Origin of the sequence: Streptomyces sp. NPDC032161 (assembly GCF_040636995.1) — a bacterium.
In the GTDB taxonomy this organism is placed as follows: Bacteria; Actinomycetota; Actinomycetes; order Streptomycetales; family Streptomycetaceae; genus Streptomyces.
In genome coordinates, this window is the sequence record NZ_JBEZVN010000007.1 from 81,021 (window position 1) to 100,143 (window position 19,123).

Annotated in this window: 13 protein-coding genes and 1 CRISPR repeat array; of the genes, 7 read left to right on the top strand and 6 right to left on the bottom strand. The window is 70.8% G+C overall.

The window, feature by feature from the left end:
* Positions 1–3: 3 nt before the first annotated feature.
* Positions 4–729 (bottom strand): dienelactone hydrolase family protein, encoded by a 726-nt coding sequence (locus tag AB0E67_RS17650; RefSeq protein WP_362027260.1) that lies wholly within the window; start codon positions 727–729, stop codon positions 4–6.
* 260 nt (positions 730–989) lie between these two features.
* On the opposite strand from AB0E67_RS17650, the gene AB0E67_RS17655 reads away from it, so the two are divergent.
* Positions 990–1,916 carry a recombinase family protein gene (locus AB0E67_RS17655; RefSeq protein WP_362027263.1) on the top strand — a complete coding sequence of 309 codons (927 nt, stop codon included), beginning with the start codon at positions 990–992 and terminating at the stop codon, positions 1,914–1,916.
* A 168-nt stretch (positions 1,917–2,084) separates the two neighbouring features.
* Here AB0E67_RS17655 and AB0E67_RS17660 read toward each other — a convergent pair whose 3' ends face one another.
* The 3 genes from AB0E67_RS17660 to AB0E67_RS17670 form a co-directional block, all read right to left on the bottom strand.
* Positions 2,085–4,250, bottom strand: a complete 2,166-nt coding sequence (locus AB0E67_RS17660) for an FUSC family protein (RefSeq protein WP_362027266.1) — start codon at positions 4,248–4,250, stop codon at positions 2,085–2,087.
* A gap of 458 nt (positions 4,251–4,708) precedes the next feature.
* On the bottom strand, positions 4,709–5,950 hold the full coding sequence (locus AB0E67_RS17665) for a DUF2786 domain-containing protein (RefSeq protein ID WP_362027269.1): 1,242 nt from the start codon (positions 5,948–5,950) through the stop codon (positions 4,709–4,711).
* 1,436 nt (positions 5,951–7,386) lie between these two features.
* Positions 7,387–7,644: a hypothetical protein gene (locus tag AB0E67_RS17670; protein ID WP_362027272.1), complete on the bottom strand. Its 258-nt coding sequence runs from the start codon at positions 7,642–7,644 to the stop codon at positions 7,387–7,389.
* Positions 7,645–7,750: 106 nt separating this feature from the next.
* Between AB0E67_RS17670 and AB0E67_RS17675 the strand changes: the two genes are divergently transcribed.
* The 6 genes from AB0E67_RS17675 to AB0E67_RS17700 all read left to right on the top strand — a co-directional run bounded on the left by AB0E67_RS17675 (position 7,751) and on the right by AB0E67_RS17700 (position 17,383).
* Positions 7,751–8,587: a helix-turn-helix transcriptional regulator gene (locus AB0E67_RS17675; RefSeq protein ID WP_362027275.1), complete on the top strand. Its 837-nt coding sequence runs from the start codon at positions 7,751–7,753 to the stop codon at positions 8,585–8,587.
* Positions 8,587–8,793, top strand: coding sequence for a DUF397 domain-containing protein (locus tag AB0E67_RS17680; RefSeq protein WP_362027278.1), 207 nt, complete (start codon positions 8,587–8,589; stop codon positions 8,791–8,793). Before AB0E67_RS17675 ends, AB0E67_RS17680 begins: the two co-directional genes overlap by 1 nt.
* A 129-nt stretch (positions 8,794–8,922) precedes the next feature.
* A CRISPR array of direct repeats spans positions 8,923–10,536; the repeat unit is 29 nt; unit sequence GGGACCATCCCCGCGTGCGCGGGGAGCAG.
* Between the two features lie 398 nt (positions 10,537–10,934).
* Complete coding sequence (locus AB0E67_RS17685) at positions 10,935–11,981, top strand: DUF1259 domain-containing protein (RefSeq protein WP_362027281.1); 1,047 nt, start codon at positions 10,935–10,937, stop codon at positions 11,979–11,981.
* Positions 11,982–12,357: 376 nt separating this feature from the next.
* Positions 12,358–13,563 carry a cytochrome P450 gene (locus tag AB0E67_RS17690; RefSeq protein ID WP_362027284.1) on the top strand — a complete coding sequence of 402 codons (1,206 nt, stop codon included), beginning with the start codon at positions 12,358–12,360 and terminating at the stop codon, positions 13,561–13,563.
* 856 nt (positions 13,564–14,419) lie between these two features.
* A complete protein-coding gene (locus AB0E67_RS17695; protein ID WP_362027287.1) occupies positions 14,420–15,472 on the top strand; it encodes a type III polyketide synthase in 1,053 nt (350 codons plus the stop codon).
* Positions 15,473–15,631: 159 nt separating this feature from the next.
* Positions 15,632–17,383: a bifunctional 3'-5' exonuclease/DNA polymerase gene (locus AB0E67_RS17700; RefSeq protein WP_362027290.1), complete on the top strand. Its 1,752-nt coding sequence runs from the start codon at positions 15,632–15,634 to the stop codon at positions 17,381–17,383.
* Between the two features lie 24 nt (positions 17,384–17,407).
* On the opposite strand, the gene AB0E67_RS17705 is transcribed toward AB0E67_RS17700, so the two are convergent.
* Both AB0E67_RS17705 and AB0E67_RS17710 read right to left on the bottom strand, forming a co-directional pair.
* Entirely contained in the window at positions 17,408–17,878 is a 471-nt protein-coding gene (locus tag AB0E67_RS17705) for a hypothetical protein (RefSeq protein ID WP_362027293.1), read from the bottom strand.
* 218 nt (positions 17,879–18,096) lie between these two features.
* Positions 18,097–18,924 carry a carbohydrate-binding protein gene (locus AB0E67_RS17710; protein WP_362027296.1) on the bottom strand — a complete coding sequence of 276 codons (828 nt, stop codon included), beginning with the start codon at positions 18,922–18,924 and terminating at the stop codon, positions 18,097–18,099.
* Positions 18,925–19,123 lie beyond the last annotated feature (199 nt).

The following is a 19,123-nucleotide window of genomic DNA, read 5'->3' on the forward strand; positions in this document are numbered from 1 at the left end:
GGATCAATCCGTGACGGGCAAACACTCGGCGAGCAGGGCGACGACGTCACGCCAGGCTCGCTGTGCGTGACGTGGGTGGTAGCCGACGCCGGGACGCACGGTGTGGTCGACCGGTGGATGGTGGAAGGCGTGAAGGGCTCCCCCGTAAACCACGAGGCGCCAGTCGACGCCCGCAGCCTCCATCTCTGCGGTGAACGCGTCCCGTTGGGCGGGCGGCATGATCGGGTCTTCCGACCCGACCCCGACCCATACCGGGCAGCGAATGCGTGCCGCCTCGCCCGGTCGGCCCGTGGTGAGTGCGTTGACTGTCCCAATCGCGCGCAGATCGACACCATCGCGACCGAGTTCCAGTGCGACTGCACCCCCGGTGCCGTAGCCGACGGCGGCTGTCCGGTCGGGGTCGGCCCGTGGTTCGGCACGCAACACGTCGAGCGCGGCGTGACCGATTCCTCGCATCCGGTCGGGGTCGGCGAGCAGCGGCATGCAACGGGCCAACATTTCCTCTGGGTCTTCCAAATAGCGTCCACCGTGGAGGTCGAAGGCCAGCGCCACGTACCCCACCTCGGCCAGAGCCTCGGCCCGGCGGCGCTCGACATCGCTGAGCCCCACCCCCTCGGGTCCGATCAGGACTGCGGGTCGGCGCTCGGCACCGGCCGGGAGCGCGAGGTATCCGATCATCGTCAGGTCGTCGGCCGGGTATTCGACCGTACGGGTTGTGACCGTCGTCATGCGACTGGACGGTAATGACCGTTGCGCCCGCTCGGGGTGGTGTTCACCGATGGCAGACAGCGGTCTGTCCCGACTACAACACCCGGACGCGTCGCCCTCCTGTCGGCAAACGATCGTTTAGAGACAGGGCGGCCGGACGTCCGATGAACCCGTGGATTTCCGGGATCGGTAGGGCCCGAATCCAATCAGATCCGATGGTGATTGCTGACAGGGTTTGACGACAAATAAGGTCCAATCCTCCGCGTGAAAGGGCACTCCGGGTGGCGGACCTCGTCTACAAGCGGGTCCCGACCGACCAGCAGTCCACCGCCCGGCAGAACCTCGTCCTGAACGAGGCCGGCATCGAGGACCCGGTCGTCTTCGAGGAAGACCCGGGCACCTCCAGCCGCCTCCACCCCTTCCAGCGCCCGAAGTTCCGCGCGCTCCTCGACTACGCGCGGCCGGGCGACACCGTGCACATCTCCGAGATGTTCCGCCTCGTACGCGGCAATCAGCACATCCTCGACGTGCTCGGCGTCCTCCACCGCGACCGCCTGGCCCTGCGCATCCACGACGGCGCGTTCTCCGCGATGGACCTCACCGCCCGCCACCCGCGCACAGGCGAGTTGCTGTCCACCGTGAAGTTCATGGTGCAGACCCTCGCGGCCGCCGGCGAACTCCAGCGCGACCTCCAACGGGAGCTGACGTACGACGGGCTGCGGGCCGCCGGGGCCAAGGGCAGCAAGGGCGGCCGCCGCCCCGCCGTGACGGTCGGCAAGACCGAGGCCGTGCGCGCCGCGTACCTGGAAGGCCGGTCCATCGCCGCCCTCGCCCGCGACCACGGCGTCAGCCGCGGCGCGATCCGGACGGCCGTCGCCGACCTCCTGCCCGACCAGGCCGCCATCGAGGAGAACTCCCCGGTGCCGGAGCTGCCGGTCACCCTCGACATGCCGGGCAAGGTCGCCGACTTCCTCCGCAGCACCGAACTGGACCCCGCCGAGAGGGACGCGCTCGACCAGGGGGTGACCGTACGACGCGGGCAGGGCTACACCCTGCGCGTTGGCGCCGTCCCTGCCGTGCACCTCGGACTCCTCGCCCGCTGCCAGCCGCTCGACGGCGGCCCTGGCGCTCCGGCGGTTCCGGCCCAGTGCAAGGCCCGCCGCGAGTACGAGAACCGCGTCAGCACCCTCGCACCGACCGGACCATGATCGTTCTCAGCGCCAACCGCTACCGATGTCCCGCGAGGCCGTGGCAGACCTGCCGGACCTAGCAGACCTGCGGGGACCTACTGGGCCTGCCCGGACCTGCCGGGCCCACCGGGCCCACCGGGCCCAACCGGGTCCCTGATGTCTGGGCGGCAGGTCGGCCGCCGGGTTTCAACCGGCCTTCTTACCAGGAGGGTTGCCACCCGGCGCACCGTCCAGCCCCCGCGAGAACTCCTCCAGGGCGTCGAGCAGCAGCCCCGCCCCGCTGCGTACGACCGGGTCGGCGTCCCCCTCGGCCGCTTCCTGCCGCGCGTCCCAGCGCGCGAGCACCTCGCGCACCTCCGTCCAGTCCGGTACCCGCCGCTCCCGCACCTCCTTCGCGGCCCGCTCGGTGGATCGGCGCAGCGCCTCGGCCAGCGGCCCGGCCTCCGGTACGGGGGTGGCGGCGCCGCACGGGAGATGCGCCTCCAGCAACATCGCGACCCGTCCGAACTCGGCCAGGGCGTGTTCGGTGTCGTCGGCGGCGGCACGGGAGAGACCTCGGCTGCGCACCGGTTCGTGCTGGGCGGCGGCCACCGCCTCCTGCCAGGCGACCCGGGCCTCACGGGTGTCGAGCAGGGCGGCCCGCACCTCGTCCGGTCCGCCCTCGGCCGGTACGGCGTACTGGCCGACGACCGTGGCGGCGTACTTCCCGCCCGCCTTCAGCCAGTCACCGAGCCTGCCGCGCAGCCGCGGGGTCTCCCAGGCCGGGTAGACGGCGTACGAGATCATCGCGAGGAGACCGCCGACGAGGGTGAGGATCACCCGCTCCTGCACGGTCTGCGACCAGTTGTCGCCGCCCATGCCCAGCAGGAACACGACGTAGGCGGAGACGCACACCTGGCCGACGACGTACCCGGTGCGCATCAGCAGGTACATCAGCAGGGCGCAGCACACGGCGAGCACCGCCGAGAACGTCACACCGGGGTGGGCGGTCCGGACGATCGCCGTCGCGAGCGAGACCCCGACGATCGTGCCACCGAAGCGGGCCACGGCACGCCCGTACGTCTGGGAGAACTCCGGCCGCATGGCCATCACGGCCGCCATCGGCGCCCAGTAGCCGTGGCCGAACGGCAGTGCGGTGCCGATGAGATAGCCGACGGCGGCGACAACGGCGACCCGTACGGCGTGCCGCAGGATCGGGGAGCCGGGACGCAGTTCGGCACGCATGGCGCGCCCCACGACGGGGACCAGACTCAGCAGCGTCGGACGGCGGCGGTGCGGGCGGTGCGGGGAGACCGGGGCCTCCTCCTCCCCCGCCGCTCTGAGGGCCTCGACGGCCTGTTCGGCCCGGGCCTGGTCCTCCTTCGTTCCTTCGCCCTCGGCGGTCTCGATGACGTCGGACAACAACTTGTCGAGCCGCTCGGCGGCGCGGCGGGGCGGGCCTTCGAGGAGGGAGCCGGTGTCGGGGGTCTTCAATGCGGCGACGGCCGACGGGGACAGCTTCACCGGGTCGCCGTGGCGGATCGCGCGGGCCGCCGAGTCGAGCACGGAACCGGCGGCGGCGAGAAGTTCGCGGACCCGGTCCCGCTCGGGGCCCTCGGGCGGTACGCCCATCGCAGGGTCCGCCAGCGAGGCGAGCACCGGCCTGATCCGCTCGGCGACACCGCGCGAACCGCGCAGCTCCGGCGGACGGTGGCGGGCCTGCCAGGGCGTGACGGCGGCGGCACTGCGGGCGGTCATCAGCGGCACCGGGTCGAAGGGGGCCAGCGGGTCGTGGCGCAGCCGACGGGCGTAGTCGGCCTCGGCGGCCAGCGCGTCGGAGAGGGCGTCGCGCTGGGCACCCCATCTGCGGACCGGGAAGAGCACGATCAGGGTCGCCTGCACGACGCCGCCGAACAGGATCACCGCGGCGTGCACGGCCGAGTTCGCGACGGAAGTGGGCAGGGTGACCGTCACCAGCATGATCGCCACGTTGGACGACGCGATGAGCCCGGCCGTCGGCCCCGCCGCCCATGCCAGGCCCGCGAGAAAGGTCCAGAGCACCAGCAGGGCCAGGAACAGCGGCAGGTGGGCACCGGTGAGGTAGCCGAGAAAAGTCGACACGGCGAGGCTCGCCCCGGAGACCAGGGCGAGTACGGGCCGGGGTCGCCAGCTGCGCTGGAACGTGGCGATGGCGGCCTGGAACGCGCCGAACGCGGAGCTGGCGGCGACGACCGGCCCGAAGAACACGAGGCTGATCCCGATGACGAGGGCGAGCCCGGCCGCACCGCGGATCGCGATGAGCGGTTCGAGACGCCGCCGCTCGATCGTCAGCCCCGAGCGGGCCGTCTCCTTCAGCGCCCGGAGCCAGCTCATCCCCAGAGGGTAACCGGAATTATCCTATTCACCCGAGTTGCCCGGCTTTGGGGTCGTACCTCTGGCACCGGTGCTCCGTGACACGGTGTCCCGCGATCGGACCGGTCCCCGCAGCCCTGCGTCCTGGGACCGTCCGGCGCTCCGCGGCCCGGCGCCCTGCGATCGTCCGGCGCGCTGCGGCCCGGTGCCCTGCGATTGTCCGTTGCTCCGCGGCCCGGCGGGTCCCGTGCTTCGCTCCGCGCCGGAGGGCCCGGCATCCCGCAGCTCGACGACCCGTGGTCCGAGGCCGTGTGGTCCGGCGCCACATGGCCCGGTGGTCTCCTGGCCCGGTGGTCCCGTGACCTGGTGGCCTCGTGACCCGGTGTCTTCGGTACGGGTCCAGGGGCCCGGCATCCCGGCGCCATGGAACCACCGCCCCCAGGTACGCCGCCGCGCGCCCGGCCTCTCCCCCTCGCTCACTACCGCCTCCCCGACCCGCGGCGCGCCCCGCGCCCGTCGGGGAGGCCGGGTCCCGGGCCGCCCGTCCTGGCGCGGTCCGCGGCGGCCGTTCCGTCGTTCCATCCGTCGAGGTCGGTGACGCCGCGGACCCTGGTGGTCGTGGTCTGCGGGAACATCCGATCGGCGGCTTCCGTGACGGCGACATCGCGAGCCGCGAGGACCGGAAGCAGCCGGGCCGCCGACGCGCCTTCACCCCCGACCCCGGTTCCGACCCCGACCCCGGTGCCGGCTTCCGTCTCGGCCTCGGCCCGGGCATCGGTGACGCGGGCGGTGTCGGCCGCGAGCCGGTCGCCCAGACGCTGGGCGTACGCCATGAGGAAGGACTGCCGGAACGTCTTGGTGCGCTTGCGCCCACCGGCCCGCTGCCCGGCCTCCGCCTTCGTCATCGCCGCCGTGCCCTGGACAAGCAGGGACGTGTAGAGCAGTTCCACGGCTTCCAGGTCCGGCTCGAAGCCGACCACGGTGGAGAAGCCGAGGTCGCCGTTCCACACCGCGCGGCAGCGGTTCGCCGAGGCGACCGCGTCGAGCAGGATCGCCTTCGCCGTCTCGTACGGAGCGTCGACCCCGATGCGGCACGCGCCGGGGGCTTCCGCGCTGTGAGTACGGGCGGCGAGCAGGGCCTCGTCGATGGAGTGCCGGGCCATCAGCTCCTGCGCCTTGGTGGTCAGGGCCTCCGCTTCCTCGGGATAGCCGGTCGCCTCCGCCTTGGCGAGCAGGGCACGGATGCGGGTGAGCATCCGGGGTTCGTCGTGGGCGGGCGGCAGGGGCCGCACGAGGGAGGAGGTGCCGGGCGGCGGGCCGACGGGTTCGATGGCGGGGAGCCGAAGCAGCAGGCGGTAGAGCCCGAGGAGGGCGGAGGCGTAGGAGAACCGATCGGGCCGGTTCCGGGCCGGCGCGTCGGGCAACCTGTCGATCTGCCCCCGCCAGCGGGGCGGCAGCCCCTCATACTGTCCGGTCTCCGAAACGATCAGCCCTGCGACAAGTCCGACGGCCGTCTCGTCGAGTTCGCGACGAACGAAACGTATGAGGTCGGCAGGCTGCCAGCCACGTTCCCAGGCTCGGCGGACGAACTCCTCGCCGCGCCGGACGAGCTCCGCGTCGGCCGCCGGCGCGGCGGCCAGGAGCGAGGCCCCGGTGTCGAGAGCGGCGTCGCCGTCCGAGTAGAGGGCCGCCGCGAATGCCTGGTCGATCACCGATTCCATGAGGTCAGCGTAGGCAGGGCGCCGGACGGGCGGGATGCCGGACGGGTCCGGCCCCCAACCCGCCGCGGCAGGTCGTACGACCACCGCGGCGGGTTGGGGGCAACCTGCCCACATCTCCATCCACAACCTGTGGATATTCAACTTCCGCACACATAGTCCACATCCCCGGACGCGGCGCCGCCCCACGTACTCCAACTGCTCCGCCCTGCCCAGCCCAGCCCTGCCGGTCCGACGGCCCGGGGCCCGGGGCCCGGGGACCGGGGGCCAGGCAGGGGGCCCTGATTCTGTGGTCTTCACCGCGGAGGGTGGACAGCCGCGAGGGCCACACGCCGCCGACGAAGAAGCCGCAGCCCGGTGGGGCACGGCCGACGGACTACGGAAGGTCCACGACGGTCACACCGCGTAACTCCCGGTGAAGTCGAGAAGCAAGCATTCCGGGAAACCGGGGCTTGTCGTACGCGGACAGCACATCGCGCTCGGACGTGCGCCACCCCTGGCCCGTCAAGCGGTAAAGGGTGCCCGAGACCCCGTGGAGTCGGGGTTTCCGTACCCGCAGTACGGCGTACTCGGCCCTACGCAGGAACGGACACTGCCGGGCCGATACTCGCGCATGCTCGACGCACAAGGGCGGCATGGAGGTGATGGACCTCTCCGGCCAGGTCGGGGGCGATTCCTCACGCCGCCAATCGAGGAACAGCCAGCCCTGCCGGTCCCGGTCGGCGGGCCCGCCGCAGATCTGGCACAACAGGTCCTCCATGCAGGCGCGTTGCCGCTGCACGTTCATGCAGTTGTAGAGGACACGACCACCTGTGGACTCGGAGAGCCGAACCCACAAGTTCCCGTGATGGTCCCGGTCGGTCGGACGCGGATCGCGGTACGCGAGCCGGGGCCCGCCCGGAGCGAAATCGATCGTCAACTCCGATTGGCGCACAGGCAGTTCGGTGGAACGTGAGGCAACATAGGGCGTCAAGAGAGGCACGGTTTCCTGGTCCCTGTTTCGCGATTCTGAATCTTTCGTCCGCCGGACGGAAATTGGGAGAAGAGCGGCCACACGGAGATCGGCCAGCCCGCCTCGTGGGTGAAATCCCATATGAGCAAAGGGCGGGGGTGAGCCCGTACCAACATGTCTCGCCCCGGGCGATGAAATCGAATTCGACCCCAGAGGTGAGCCGCGGCAAGGCATCCGCCTGCCGCTCGCCGCCATCGACCCCACGTACGCCACTCGGTTGGCGCGTCGGCTACGGGCGAGGTCAACGGCCGTAACACATTCGGGGGAATCCACGAGACCCTTGGATACGGACCCAACGCGCCTGCAACACGGGCCACTTTCCCCCGGAGCCACCGGGCGGCGGGCCGGGGAGATGAGCCGATCAACCCACTGAGACAGACGGTCGTCCGTGCGTCACCCACATACACCTCGGCAAGAATCTTCCCTGTCACAGCAGCTCCCCACGGCTGCGTGCGTTGGCGCGGACAGTCTCGGCGCGCAACCGTTCTGCGGGGGTGAGTGTGCGGACGCACTCGGGCTCGGCTTCCCACTCAACACCACCGGCGACCGGCCGCAGGGACCAGTACGGGCCGGCGACCCCTCGGAACTCCCCCACACGATCACGGCTGATGTCCACCATGAACGTGCCGGGGGCCGGAACTCGGGGAGGTTCCCGTCGCTTCGCGGCAACGATCTCTCCAGACACGGCCGCTCCTCTCCGTAGCGATTTCACTACCAGGACGGCTCAGCGTTACCTACCGCCAGGAACCACTCAACTTGGCAGAAGCGGAAGAAAGGTTGGTGATGACCCGTTGAACCGCAAGGAGTTGAACCCGGAAAGCTCTCCACAAGCCGCGTTCGGTGCGCGTCTCCGCAGCTCACGAGAAGAGCGCAGATGGACACAGGAGGAGTTGGCGGACCGGATGGGATATTCCAGCACCCATATTTCATCGGTCGAAACTGGTCGGAAGCTTCCGACCTTGCGCTTCTCGCGCAGTGCGGATCGCGCCCTCGGCACCGGAGACGCGTTCGACACGTTTGAGCGTGAGTGGCGCGAAATGCGGCACGGTTCCCTGCTGGAGGGCTTCCCGGAGTTCGTGGGACATGAAAGCCGGGCGGCAGAGATCCGCCTGTACGAGGTGGGCGTCATCCCGGGCTTGCTCCAGACACCGGAGTATGCGGCGGTGCTGGCGGAAAGCGCCGTGAAACGGGGTGCGATCACGAGCGATCAGGCAACCGAACGAGTCTCACTCATCACGGAACGGCAAGCCGCACTCGTCCGGACGCCTCCGCCACTGGTCCTGGTGGTCCTGGATGAAAGTTGCATTCGTCGACCGATCGGCGAACCAGCTGTCATGGACGAACAGTTGGCGCGCCTGACCGAGTTCGCCGACCTGCCGAACACGGTGCTCCAAGTGGCCCCGTTCGACATGGGAGAACGCCGCCCGTTCGACCTGCCGATAACGGTCGTTACGCTGCCGGACCGCCAGCTCATGTCGTACGCCGAGTCAGCCCAACGAGGCCACCTCTACAGGGACAGCACATTCGTTCTGCCCCTACTGACGGCCTACCATCAGCTTCAGGCCGAAGCGTTGTCTCAAGCAGCATCCGTGGCACTGATCAACCAGTTACGAAAGGGCACCCCGTGATGACCGAATCCCCCTACTGGTTCAAGTCCTCGTACAGCAACAACGGTGGCCAGTGCATCGAGGTCGCGGCCAACCTCGTCGCCCCGCGCGGCGTGGTCCCCGTCCGCGACTCCAAGACCCCGAACGGCCCGGTGCTCGACATTCCCGCCACCGCGTTCACGTCCTTCGTGGAAGCCGTCAAGTCCGGCGACTTCAGCGCCGCCTGACCACCTCCCGCCCACCAGCCACCGGCTCAGGGATGCCCCATCGCGATCAGCGCGGTGGGGCTCCTTTGCTATGCGATGAACAGACGACGGAAGAGTCCTCGGGGCCGTATCGCATAGGCGCGTGCCCTGGAAACAATCCCCGCGTGCGCGGGGAGCAGAAGACCGCGAGCGGCCTGTAGTACTCGGGGAGGGGACCATCCCCGCGTGCGCGGGGAGCAGGTACCCGGTCGGGTCGACAGCCCGATGGTGACGGGACCATCCCCGCGTGCGCGGGGAGCAGGCCTCGCCGAGCTTGCCGCCCTCGTCCCGCAGGGGACCATCCCCGCGTGCGCGGGGAGCAGCGTTCCCTTGCGTTGTCGTGATCTTCCACGACGGGACCATCCCCGCGTGCGCGGGGAGCAGGGCGCCTTCCTCACCATCGATCGTCACCCCGTGGGACCATCCCCGCGTGCGCGGGGAGCAGAAGTGGCTGTGGGAAAAGGCCCTGAAACCCGCGGGACCATCCCCGCGTGCGCGGGGAGCAGCGGCTTGAGTGCCGCTTCGGCTTGAGCCCTCAGGGACCATCCCCGCGTGCGCGGGGAGCAGGAACCGAAGGGTGCAACCACTCGCACCGACGGGGGACCATCCCCGCGTGCGCGGGGAGCAGGCGAGGAGACGCTCCCGCTCGTCGGCAGCCTCGGGACCATCCCCGCGTGCGCGGGGAGCAGCTGTCGAGGAGTTCGACCCGGCCGAGCACGACGGGACCATCCCCGCGTGCGCGGGGAGCAGGGGGCCGGGCAGTTCCGGGCGCTCGTCTCAGTGGGACCATCCCCGCGTGCGCGGGGAGCAGCCCGCAGTCGCCCACGCGGCAGGCCACGGAGGAGGACCATCCCCGCGTGCGCGGGGAGCAGCCCCAGGTCGGCGGTTTCCCTGGGAGACGGGTGGGGACCATCCCCGCGTGCGCGGGGAGCAGCGCGCAGGCGGACCGCCTCCCGCCCGCGAAGAGGGACCATCCCCGCGTGCGCGGGGAGCAGAGCGACGGCATCACGTTGCGAATCAGCCAGTCGGGACCATCCCCGCGTGCGCGGGGAGCAGAGGCACGTGAAGGACTTCGTGAGCTTGAAGTGGGAACCATCCCCGCGTGCGCGGGGAGCAGATGCTTTACGACGACGGGGAGGCCCGGCAGCGGACCATCCCCGCGTGCGCGGGGAGCAGTGCAGGGGGCTAGTCGGCAGGCTGCTACGGCAGGGACCATCCCCGCGTGCGCGGGGAGCAGACTCCCTCAGAGGAGGAGATGCGGAGCCGATCGGGACCATCCCCGCGTGCGCGGGGAGCAGGCCTATCCCGCGCAGGCCGCGGACATGGACTGGGGACCATCCCCGCGTGCGCGGGGAGCAGTCCAGGCCGCTCATGCCCTCGGGGGCCACGTCGGGACCATCCCCGCGTGCGCGGGGAGCAGATGCGCCGAATTACGGTTGCTTCCCACGTCCCGGGACCATCCCCGCGTGCGCGGGGAGCAGTCCCGGTACATCGACGCCGAGCCGCTGATCTTGGGACCATCCCCGCGTGCGCGGGGAGCAGCTGTACTCCGACTCGGACGTCACCGTCCAGGAGGGACCATCCCCGCGTGCGCGGGGAGCAGATCCCGCACCCGACGTTCCACGTGCCGGTCCCGGGACCATCCCCGCGTGCGCGGGGAGCAGCGCACCGTGATGCCGTCCTCGGTCGTGACCGTGGGACCATCCCCGCGTGCGCGGGGAGCAGAGTTCCTGACCTGCGGGTTTAGGCGGCGGGGTAGCCGATTTTACTTACTTCCTTGGATCGCGACATTGAGGCTAAAACACCCTTCTGACGAACCGGCACGATCACGCCCCGGCGCTCCGCGAGCTCCCGCTACCGAGAAGAGTGGGCGTATCGCATCGAGACTACTCGGCGACTACCGAACCCCATCGAGGGCCACCCGTCGCCACCCCGCCCCCTTCTGAGGTTTGGTCAGTTGCGACAGCCCCGCCCGTGAGGGCGCCGCACACGTACGTCGCCGCGCCCCGACTGGGCGTCCGGTGGGGCCATTGGGCCATCCGGCCCGACCCGCTGACGATGTATCCGCTTTCATCCTTTTATCCAAGTTTCACGTGTTTTCATCTCGCTATGGAGGCGATCACGTGAAGACCGATAGCAGGACCGGAGACCGGCAGCACGACACGAATGCACGGGCGTTCACATCACGACGCCGAGTGCTGGCGGCAGCGGCGCTCGCGCCGGTGCTGACCGCCGCAGGGGCATCCACCGCCGCTGCCACCGCCACCGCCACCGGCACCGGCAACAAACTCACTGACCGCACCAACCCGCACGGCGGGCGGGTCTCGCCGGTGCCCACCGCGCTGGAGAACTGGGCTGGGGTGGCACGGGCGTTGGGTCGCGCGGGCAACATGCTGCGCGGGACGATCTACCACACGGGCTTCCCCCGGCGGGACCTGCACGTGGTCTCCGAGGGGGTGAACGTCACGCCGGGGCTCGCGCTCGGCACGCACGTGGCCTTCGTCCGCTACGCCGACGGCAGCACGATGCTCATGGGCGACGTAGTGGTCACCGAGGACGAATTGCAGCGGGCGACCGACGCCTGGCTGGCACACGGGATCGGGCAGACCGCGCTTCACAAGCACCTGCTCGCCCAGACCCCGGACATCTGGTGGACCCACGTCCACGCGCATGGCCACGACCCCGTGGCCATGGCCCGTGGCCTGCGCGCCGGGCTCGACCGCACCGGCACCCCGCCCGCCCGGCCACCCCGGCCGTCGGCCCCGGTCGACCTGGACACCGCCGGGATGGAGGCGGTGCTCGGCACAAAGGGAACCGTCGAGGACGGGCTCTACAAGGTCCTCTTCGTCCGCCGCGAGACGATCGCGGACGGTCACCTGATCCTGCCGCCCGGCCTGGGTTCGACCAGCGCGTTCAACTTCCAGCCCCTGGGCGGCGGCCGGGCCGCACTCAGCGGCGACTGCGCCATGCTCGCCGACGAGACACCGGCCGTGTTGAAGGCTCTGCGACGGGGCGGGATCAAGCTCGTCGAGCTGCACAATCACCACCTCGCCGAAGACCCCCGCCTGTTCTTCACCCACTTCTGGGCCGTGGACGACGGTGTCGCGCTCGCCCGCGCGATCCGGCCGGCCCTGGACGCGACCAACGTCGTACCGGCCCCGGTCGGCTGAGCCGCCCCGCACCCGTACCCGCACTGCTGGTATGGCCACCGCGACACGCGCCCGGTCCGCCGCCCGTGACACCGCGAGCACCGGCCCGGCGCGTCCCGGCCCACCGAACCTCACCCCGCCCTACCCCAGTCCACTCCGCCCCGACCCACTTCGCTTCGCCGTACCCTCCCCGCGCGCCGGATCCGCCGGTCCAGCGAACCCGGACACCCCCGGCCGTGGGATCCGCTCTGCATATGGACCAATATGTGGACCAATCGGGCCCCGACGGCGCGTGCCCTTACGGGAGACCGGGCACCCATGTTCCGTCCGGCCCACCCCCGCCCCTCCTCCACCTCCTCGAACCACCCCGTCAGCCTTTCTCCCTCTGGAGCTCCGCATGGAACCAGCCACCGGCGCCCGGCTCTGCCCGTTCGACTACGCCGAAGCCCTCGAATTCGACCCGGTTCTCAGGCACTTGATGACCGAAGAACCCGTCTCCCGCATCCGGTTGCCTCACGGCGAAGGCGACGCGTGGCTCGTCACCGGCTACGACGATGTGCGCACGGTGACCACCGACCGGCGCTTCAGCCGGAACGCCATCATCGGCCGGAACTTCCCGCGCATGACCCCTGAGCCGATCGTGCAGGACGAAGCGATCAACGTGATGGACCCGCCGGGCAGCAGCCGGCTGCGCAGCCTGATTTCCAAGGGCTTCGCCCCCCGCCACATGGAACGCATGCGGGGACGCACCCAGCACGTCGTGGACGAGTTGCTGGACCGGATGGAGGAACACGGCGCCCCCGCGGACCTCTTCGAGCACCTGGCCGCACCGCTGCCGCTGACCACCATCTGCGAGGTGCTCGACATCCCCGAGGGCGACGACGCACAACTGCGCGCCCACGCCCGGACCATGATGGACACCACCGTCGAGAACCGGGACAACGCGGTACGGTCCAAGGCCGACCTCCGTGCCTACTTCCAGAGGCTGACGGCGGAGCGCCGCGCGAACCCCGGCGACGACCTGATCAGCGCGCTGGCCACGGCGCGCGACGGGGACGAGATCCTCAACGACCAGGAACTGACCGTGATGGCCATGGTCCTGCTCATCACCGGCCAGGACACCACCACGTACGAGATCGGAAACATCTGCTACACGCTGCTGACCAGGCCCGACGAGCTGGCCATGCTGCGCGAGCGCCCCGAGATGCTGCCGCAGGCCATCGACGAGATGCTGCGTTTCATCCCCTTCCGCAAGGGCGTCGGCATCCCCCGGGTCGCCACCGAGGACGTGGAGCTGAGCGGGGTACTGATCCGGGCCGGGGACATCGTGCACGTCTCCTATCTGACGGCCAACCGCGACCCGCGGAAGTTCGACCGCCCCGACGAGCTGGACCTGGAGCGCGAAGGCCCGTCGCACATGACCTTCGGCTGGGGCGGCCACCACTGTCTCGGCGCGCCGCTCGCCGCCACGGAACTGGAGGTCGCCATCGGAACGCTGCTCAGGCGCTTCCCCGCACTGAAACTGGCGACGCCCGCCGAGGAAGTGCGCTGGAACAAGACTTCGATCTGGCGCTATCCCCTCGAACTGCCCGTCACCTGGTAACCGGTCACCTCCTACCCGGTCGGCCGGTCACGGGTCGGCCGGGCACACCGCGAACGGCCCCCGGCCCGTTGTCGGCGTCATCCCTGATGTCGTCGGCCGTCTTCCCTGGCGTTGCCGAAGTCTTCTCTGGCGTTGCCGAAGTCTTCTCTGACGTCGTCGGCCGTCATTCGTGGCTTGTCGGTCGTCGTTTCTGGCGTTGTCGGTCGTCGTCCCTGACGTCGACCGTCATCGATGATGCGGCCCGGCGATGCGCCCGGCAACCGGAAGGGCCCAGGAACGGCCCCAGCACAAACACGGCCCGGAAACGGGTCCCCTGCGCGCGCAAAGCGCCACCGAGCACATCAGGCACATCAGGCACATCAGGCACATCAGGCAAACCAGCCACGCCGGGCCCGCGCCGAACACCCCAGCCACACCGGGGCCACTCCGCGATCCCGTCGCGCCCGCCCCGCCCCCGGTCGCCCCGCCCCCGGTCGCCCCATCTGCTCCGTCCTCACCGCCCTCGCCCCGCCACAGCACGGCGGGCGGCAGCGGGCGGTGAGGGCGTTCGGCGTCTCGACATGCGGCTCCGATCCGCCTGCCGTAACGTGTTCCCGACGGCCACCCAAGCCGTGGCGGATCAGGATCCGCCCACGAACGGCGAGAACTTCACTCTTCGACGGTCGGCCCGTCCGCGCCCGCTCCAGGGGTATTGAGACCGGCGCGGGAATCCCCCCACAGTCCTCCTCGCACGACGCGGTGCGCCGAGGTCGTGGTGGGCGGATCCCGCCCTCTCCCTCCGTCTCCCGCCGTCGGCGGACACTCCTCGACCGTTCCGGGCCCGGCCGTGTGGACCAAATCCGCTAGGAGGAGTTCCATGGCGGTTCTCTGCAAGCCGGCAATCGAGGTCCCCGAGTACGTCATCACCAACGAAGAAACCCTCGAACTGGCTCGACGGCTGCACGGCGACCACCCACAGCTCGGCCTGGTCCTGCGCCTGATCGAACACACCGGGGTGCGGAAGCGGCACCTGATCCAGCCGATCGACAAGGTGCTCCAGCACCCGGGCTTCGACGCCCGCAGCGTCACCTACGAGCAGCACACCAAGGCACGCGTCCCGGCTGTGGTGCGCCGAGCGCTCGATCAGGCCGAACTGGAACCGCGGCAGATCGACTTGATCGTGTACGTCTCCTGCACCGGGTTCATGATGCCGCCGCCGACGGCGTGGCTCATCGGCGAGATGGGCTTCCGGCCTGAGACGCGTCAGCTGCCCATCGCCCAGCTCGGCTGTGCCGCGGGCGGCGCTGCCCTCAACCGCGCCCATGACTTCTGCCAGGCGTACCCCGACGGCAACGTCCTGGTGGTCGCCTGCGAGTTCTGCTCGCTCTGCTACCAGCCCACCGACCTGGGCGTGGGCTCCCTGCTGTCCAATGGGCTGTTCGGCGACGGCATCGCCGCCGTCGTGCTCCGGGGCCGAGGCGGCACCGGGGTCCGGATGGAACGCAACGGCTCGTACGTCATCCCGGACACCGAGGACTGGATCTCCTACGCGGTGCGGTCGACCGGGTTCCACTTCCAGCTCGACAAGCGGGTGCCCGGAACGATGGAACCCCTCGCCCCGGCTCTGAACGCGGTCGCCGAGGAACACCAGTGGAACGCCGGGAAGATGGACTTCTACATCATCCACGCGGGCGGTCCGCGCATCCTGGACGACCTGAGCCGCTTCCTCGATGTGCCGCCCGAGGCGTTCCGCTTCAGCCGCGCGACACTCACCGAGTACGGCAACATAGCCAGCGCGGTGGTGATCGACGCTCTCGGCCGCATGTTCGACGAGGGGTCGGCCCTGGACGGCCACCGCGGCCTGATGGCGGGCTTCGGGCCCGGCATCACCGCCGAGATATCGCTGGGCACCTGGACGACGGACTCGTAGCCGTACGCCGTCGGCCGACCCCGTCGGCCTCTCCGGTGCGGGAAGCCGGTGACGGGACGGGGGTGAGGTCCTGGGCCTCACCCCCGTCCCGTCACCGTACGCATCCAGCATCCTCACTATCCGTGTCCGTTGTCAGTGGTGGGTGCCAGACTCGACGGCATGTCCGAACGCTGGGCCCTGGCCGCCACGGAGAACGGCGGCGCGCTCCTCGCCCCGCTGGACGCTTCCGGCGTGCCCACAGGACCGGTCCTGGCCGAGCCCGACCTCGTGACGGCCGTCCGCTCCCGGCCGGAGGTCACGCGCTGGGTCTGGCGTTCCACCGCCGAGACGTACCCGCGGCTGCTCGCGGCGGGCATGCCCGTGGACCGCTGTTACGACATCGAGGTCGCCGAATCCCTCCTCCTCGCCCATGAGGGCCGCCTGGGCGAACCCCGCTCCGCTGCCGCCGCCCACGCCCGCCTGCACAACGCCCCCGTGCCTCCCGATCCGCCGCCCCGCGCCGCCGAGCCCGGCTCCCAGTCCGCCCTCTTCGAGCCGCGCCCCGGCACGGACCTGCCCTTCGAGGACCTGATCCAGGTCTACGCCGACCAGCTCCGCCGTCACGACGCCACCGCGCACCCGGGCCGGATGCGCCTGCTGACGGCCGCCGAATCGGCCGGGATGCTGGTGGCCGCCGAGATGAACCGGGCCGGTCTGCCCTGGCGCGCCGATGTGCACCGGGAGGTGCTTCAGGAGCTGCTCGGCGAGCGTTACGCGGGCGGCGGGGAGCCGCGCAGACTGGCCGAGCTGGCCGACGAGGTCTCGGCCGCCTTCGGCAGACGCGTCCGCCCCGACCTCCCCGCCGATGTCGTGAAGGCGTTCGCGCAGGCCGGGATCAAGGTGAAGTCCACGCGGCGGTGGGAGCTGGAGGAGCTGGACCATCCGGCGGTGGCACCCCTCATCGCGTACAAGAAGCTGTACCGCGTCTGGACGGCGCACGGCTGGAGCTGGCTCCAGGACTGGGTGCACGACGGCCGTTTCCGCCCCGAGTACCAACCGGGCGGCTCCGTCAGCGGCCGGTGGACGACCAACGGCGGCGGTGCGTTGCAGATCCCCAAGGTGATACGCCGGGCGGTCGTCGCCGACGAGGGCTGGTGCCTCGTCGTGGCCGACGCCGACCAGATGGAGCCAAGGGTGCTGGCCGCGATCTCGCGCGACCCGGGCCTGATGGAGGTGGCGGGCCACGGCGGCGATCTCTACACGGCCCTGTCCGACCGGGCGTTCCACGGCGACCGGGAACACGCCAAGCTCGCCCTGCTCAGCGCCATCTACGGCCAGACGTCGGGCGACGGCCTGAAGAACCTCGCCGCCCTGCGCCGCAGGTTCCCGCTGGCCGTGGCCTATGTCGACGAAGCCGCGAAGGCGGGCGAGGAAGGGCGCCTGGTACGGACGTGGCTGGGCCGGACCAGCCCGCCCGCGGCCGGTGGGGCGGAGGACGACGAGGCCGGCATCCCCCAGGAGGAACCCGCGCACCTCTCCGGGGACGGACCCGGTAACGGATCCGCTTTCGGGTCCCCCGACGGCTCCGACACTTCCACCGGCGGCGGGTTCACGCCCGGCTACGCGTCGTCCAGCGCCCGCGCGCGGGGCCGCTTCACCCGCAACTTCGTGGTGCAGGGCAGCGCCGCGGACTGGGCGCTGCTGCTCCTGGCCGCCCTGCGCCGGGCGATCGGTTCCGCCGGGCTCCGGGCCGAACTCGTCTTCTTCCAGCATGACGAGGTGATCGTGCACTGTCCACGCGAGGAGGCGGAGGCGGTCGTGGAGGCGATCCGGGCGGCCGGTCACACGGCAGGACGAACGGTCTTCGGCGAGACACCGGTGCGTTTTCCGTTCACGACGGCGGTGGTGGAGCGCTACTCGGACGGGAAGTAGGGGCCCGCATGCCGACGGCTGACGTCAGCCGGAGCCTGCTCCGGGGCCCGGGTTGGGGTCGGGGCTGGTGCTGGTGCTGGGCCCGGCGTCGATGCCGGTACCGGGCCCGGCGTCGGTACCGGTACCGGGCCCGGCGTCGGTACCGGTACTTGGGCCGTTGCCGTCGTCGGTGCTTGGGCCGGTGTCGGCGCCAGTACCGAGGCCGGTGCCGGTACTTGTGCTGGTGTCCGTCCCGGATCCGGAAGCGTCGGCTTCCTGCCGTCCGGCCACATCCTGCCGTTCGGCCACGTGCTGTCCTTCGGCCATGTCCCGCTGCCCCGGAGCCGTGCCGGGGGCCGGGCCCGACGCGGGGCCGTCACCGAACCCGGCCAGGCCGTGGTCGTAGTGCGCGGGACGCAGATGCTGATGCCGGTGCCGGGTGTTGAGCAGGTGGATGACGAACGCCGCGATCGCGATCATCGCCAGGACGACCACGACATTGATCAGGGTGTCCATGCGTCACGGCCTCCTTCGACGTGCGGGCCGACACGACCGGCTCACCTCACCGGGAAGCCGTACATCCCCAGGCTACTCCGCGGCCCCGCCGCCACCCCTGGACAGCCGACGGCCCGGACCGGAAGAGGTTCCGGTCCGGGCCGGGTGCGGCGCGCACCCCGCGAGGGACACCCCGGCACACGCCGCAGGGCGGTGTACGCCCCTGCCGTGCTGCGCGTCTACCCGCGTTCCCACAATGCGGGGACGTTCGGCGGTTCCCAGCCCGACACGGCCGAGTGCGCCTGCAGACAGCGGTACGCGACCCCGCCGTACGTGACGCGGTCACCCGCGTTGTAGGACGTCCCGGCCTTCCACGTCGAGCCGGGCGGATCGGTGGGCGGGACGGACGGGCCCTGGTCGACGTCGAGCACGAAGTCGAAGGTGCCCTGCTGCCCGGAACCGACGTTCCGGATGTTCATCAGGAGCGCCGGGTCGAAGATGGCGTCGGTGTTGTTGCGCGGCTCGCCCGGGAAGTAGAGCTGCGTCGTCAGGATGCGCGAGCCGGGCGCCTGTGCCTTGACGTGGATGTGCCTCGTACGGCCCGGGTACAGCCCCGGCACGATCGTGGTCAGGGAGAAGGCCCCGGACTGGTCGGTGAACTGGTGGCCCCGGAAGGCGAACCCGTTCATGTCGTACGCGCCGTAGGTGTCGGCCTGCCAGAAGTCGAGGAGCACTCCCGGGATGGGCTTGCACGACCGTCCGAAGACGTAGCCGCTGACGGTCAGGGGGGTGCCGGGGGTCCCGGAGGTCACCAGGCTGGTGCGGAGAGGGGAGTTGGGCTTGAAGTACGGACCCTCGATCTGCTCGCGCGTCGGGCCGTCGCCGTCGCCGCAGTACGGAGTGGGGGCGAGGGTCTTGCCGCCGCCGCCCGCGTCGCGGGCCAGCGCCACGCCACCACCGGCGAGCAGCGGGACGGCGCCGGCGACGAGGGCGGCCTTGAGGACGGACTTGCGGCTGATCCGGCGGTCCTCGCCGGAGTCCTCGGGCACCTCAGGAGCTGGAGTCATGGCTGATTCCTCGGTATGGGGGAAGGACAAGTGCATGACACAGAGCGGAAAGTGCGGAAAGTGCGGGAAGCGCGGATAGTGCGGGAAGCACGGATAGTGCGGGAAGCACGGATAGTGCGGGAAGCACGGATAGTGCGGGAAGCGCGGATAGTGCGGGAGGCGCGGATAGTGCGGGAGGCGCGGGTGAGTACGGGTGGTG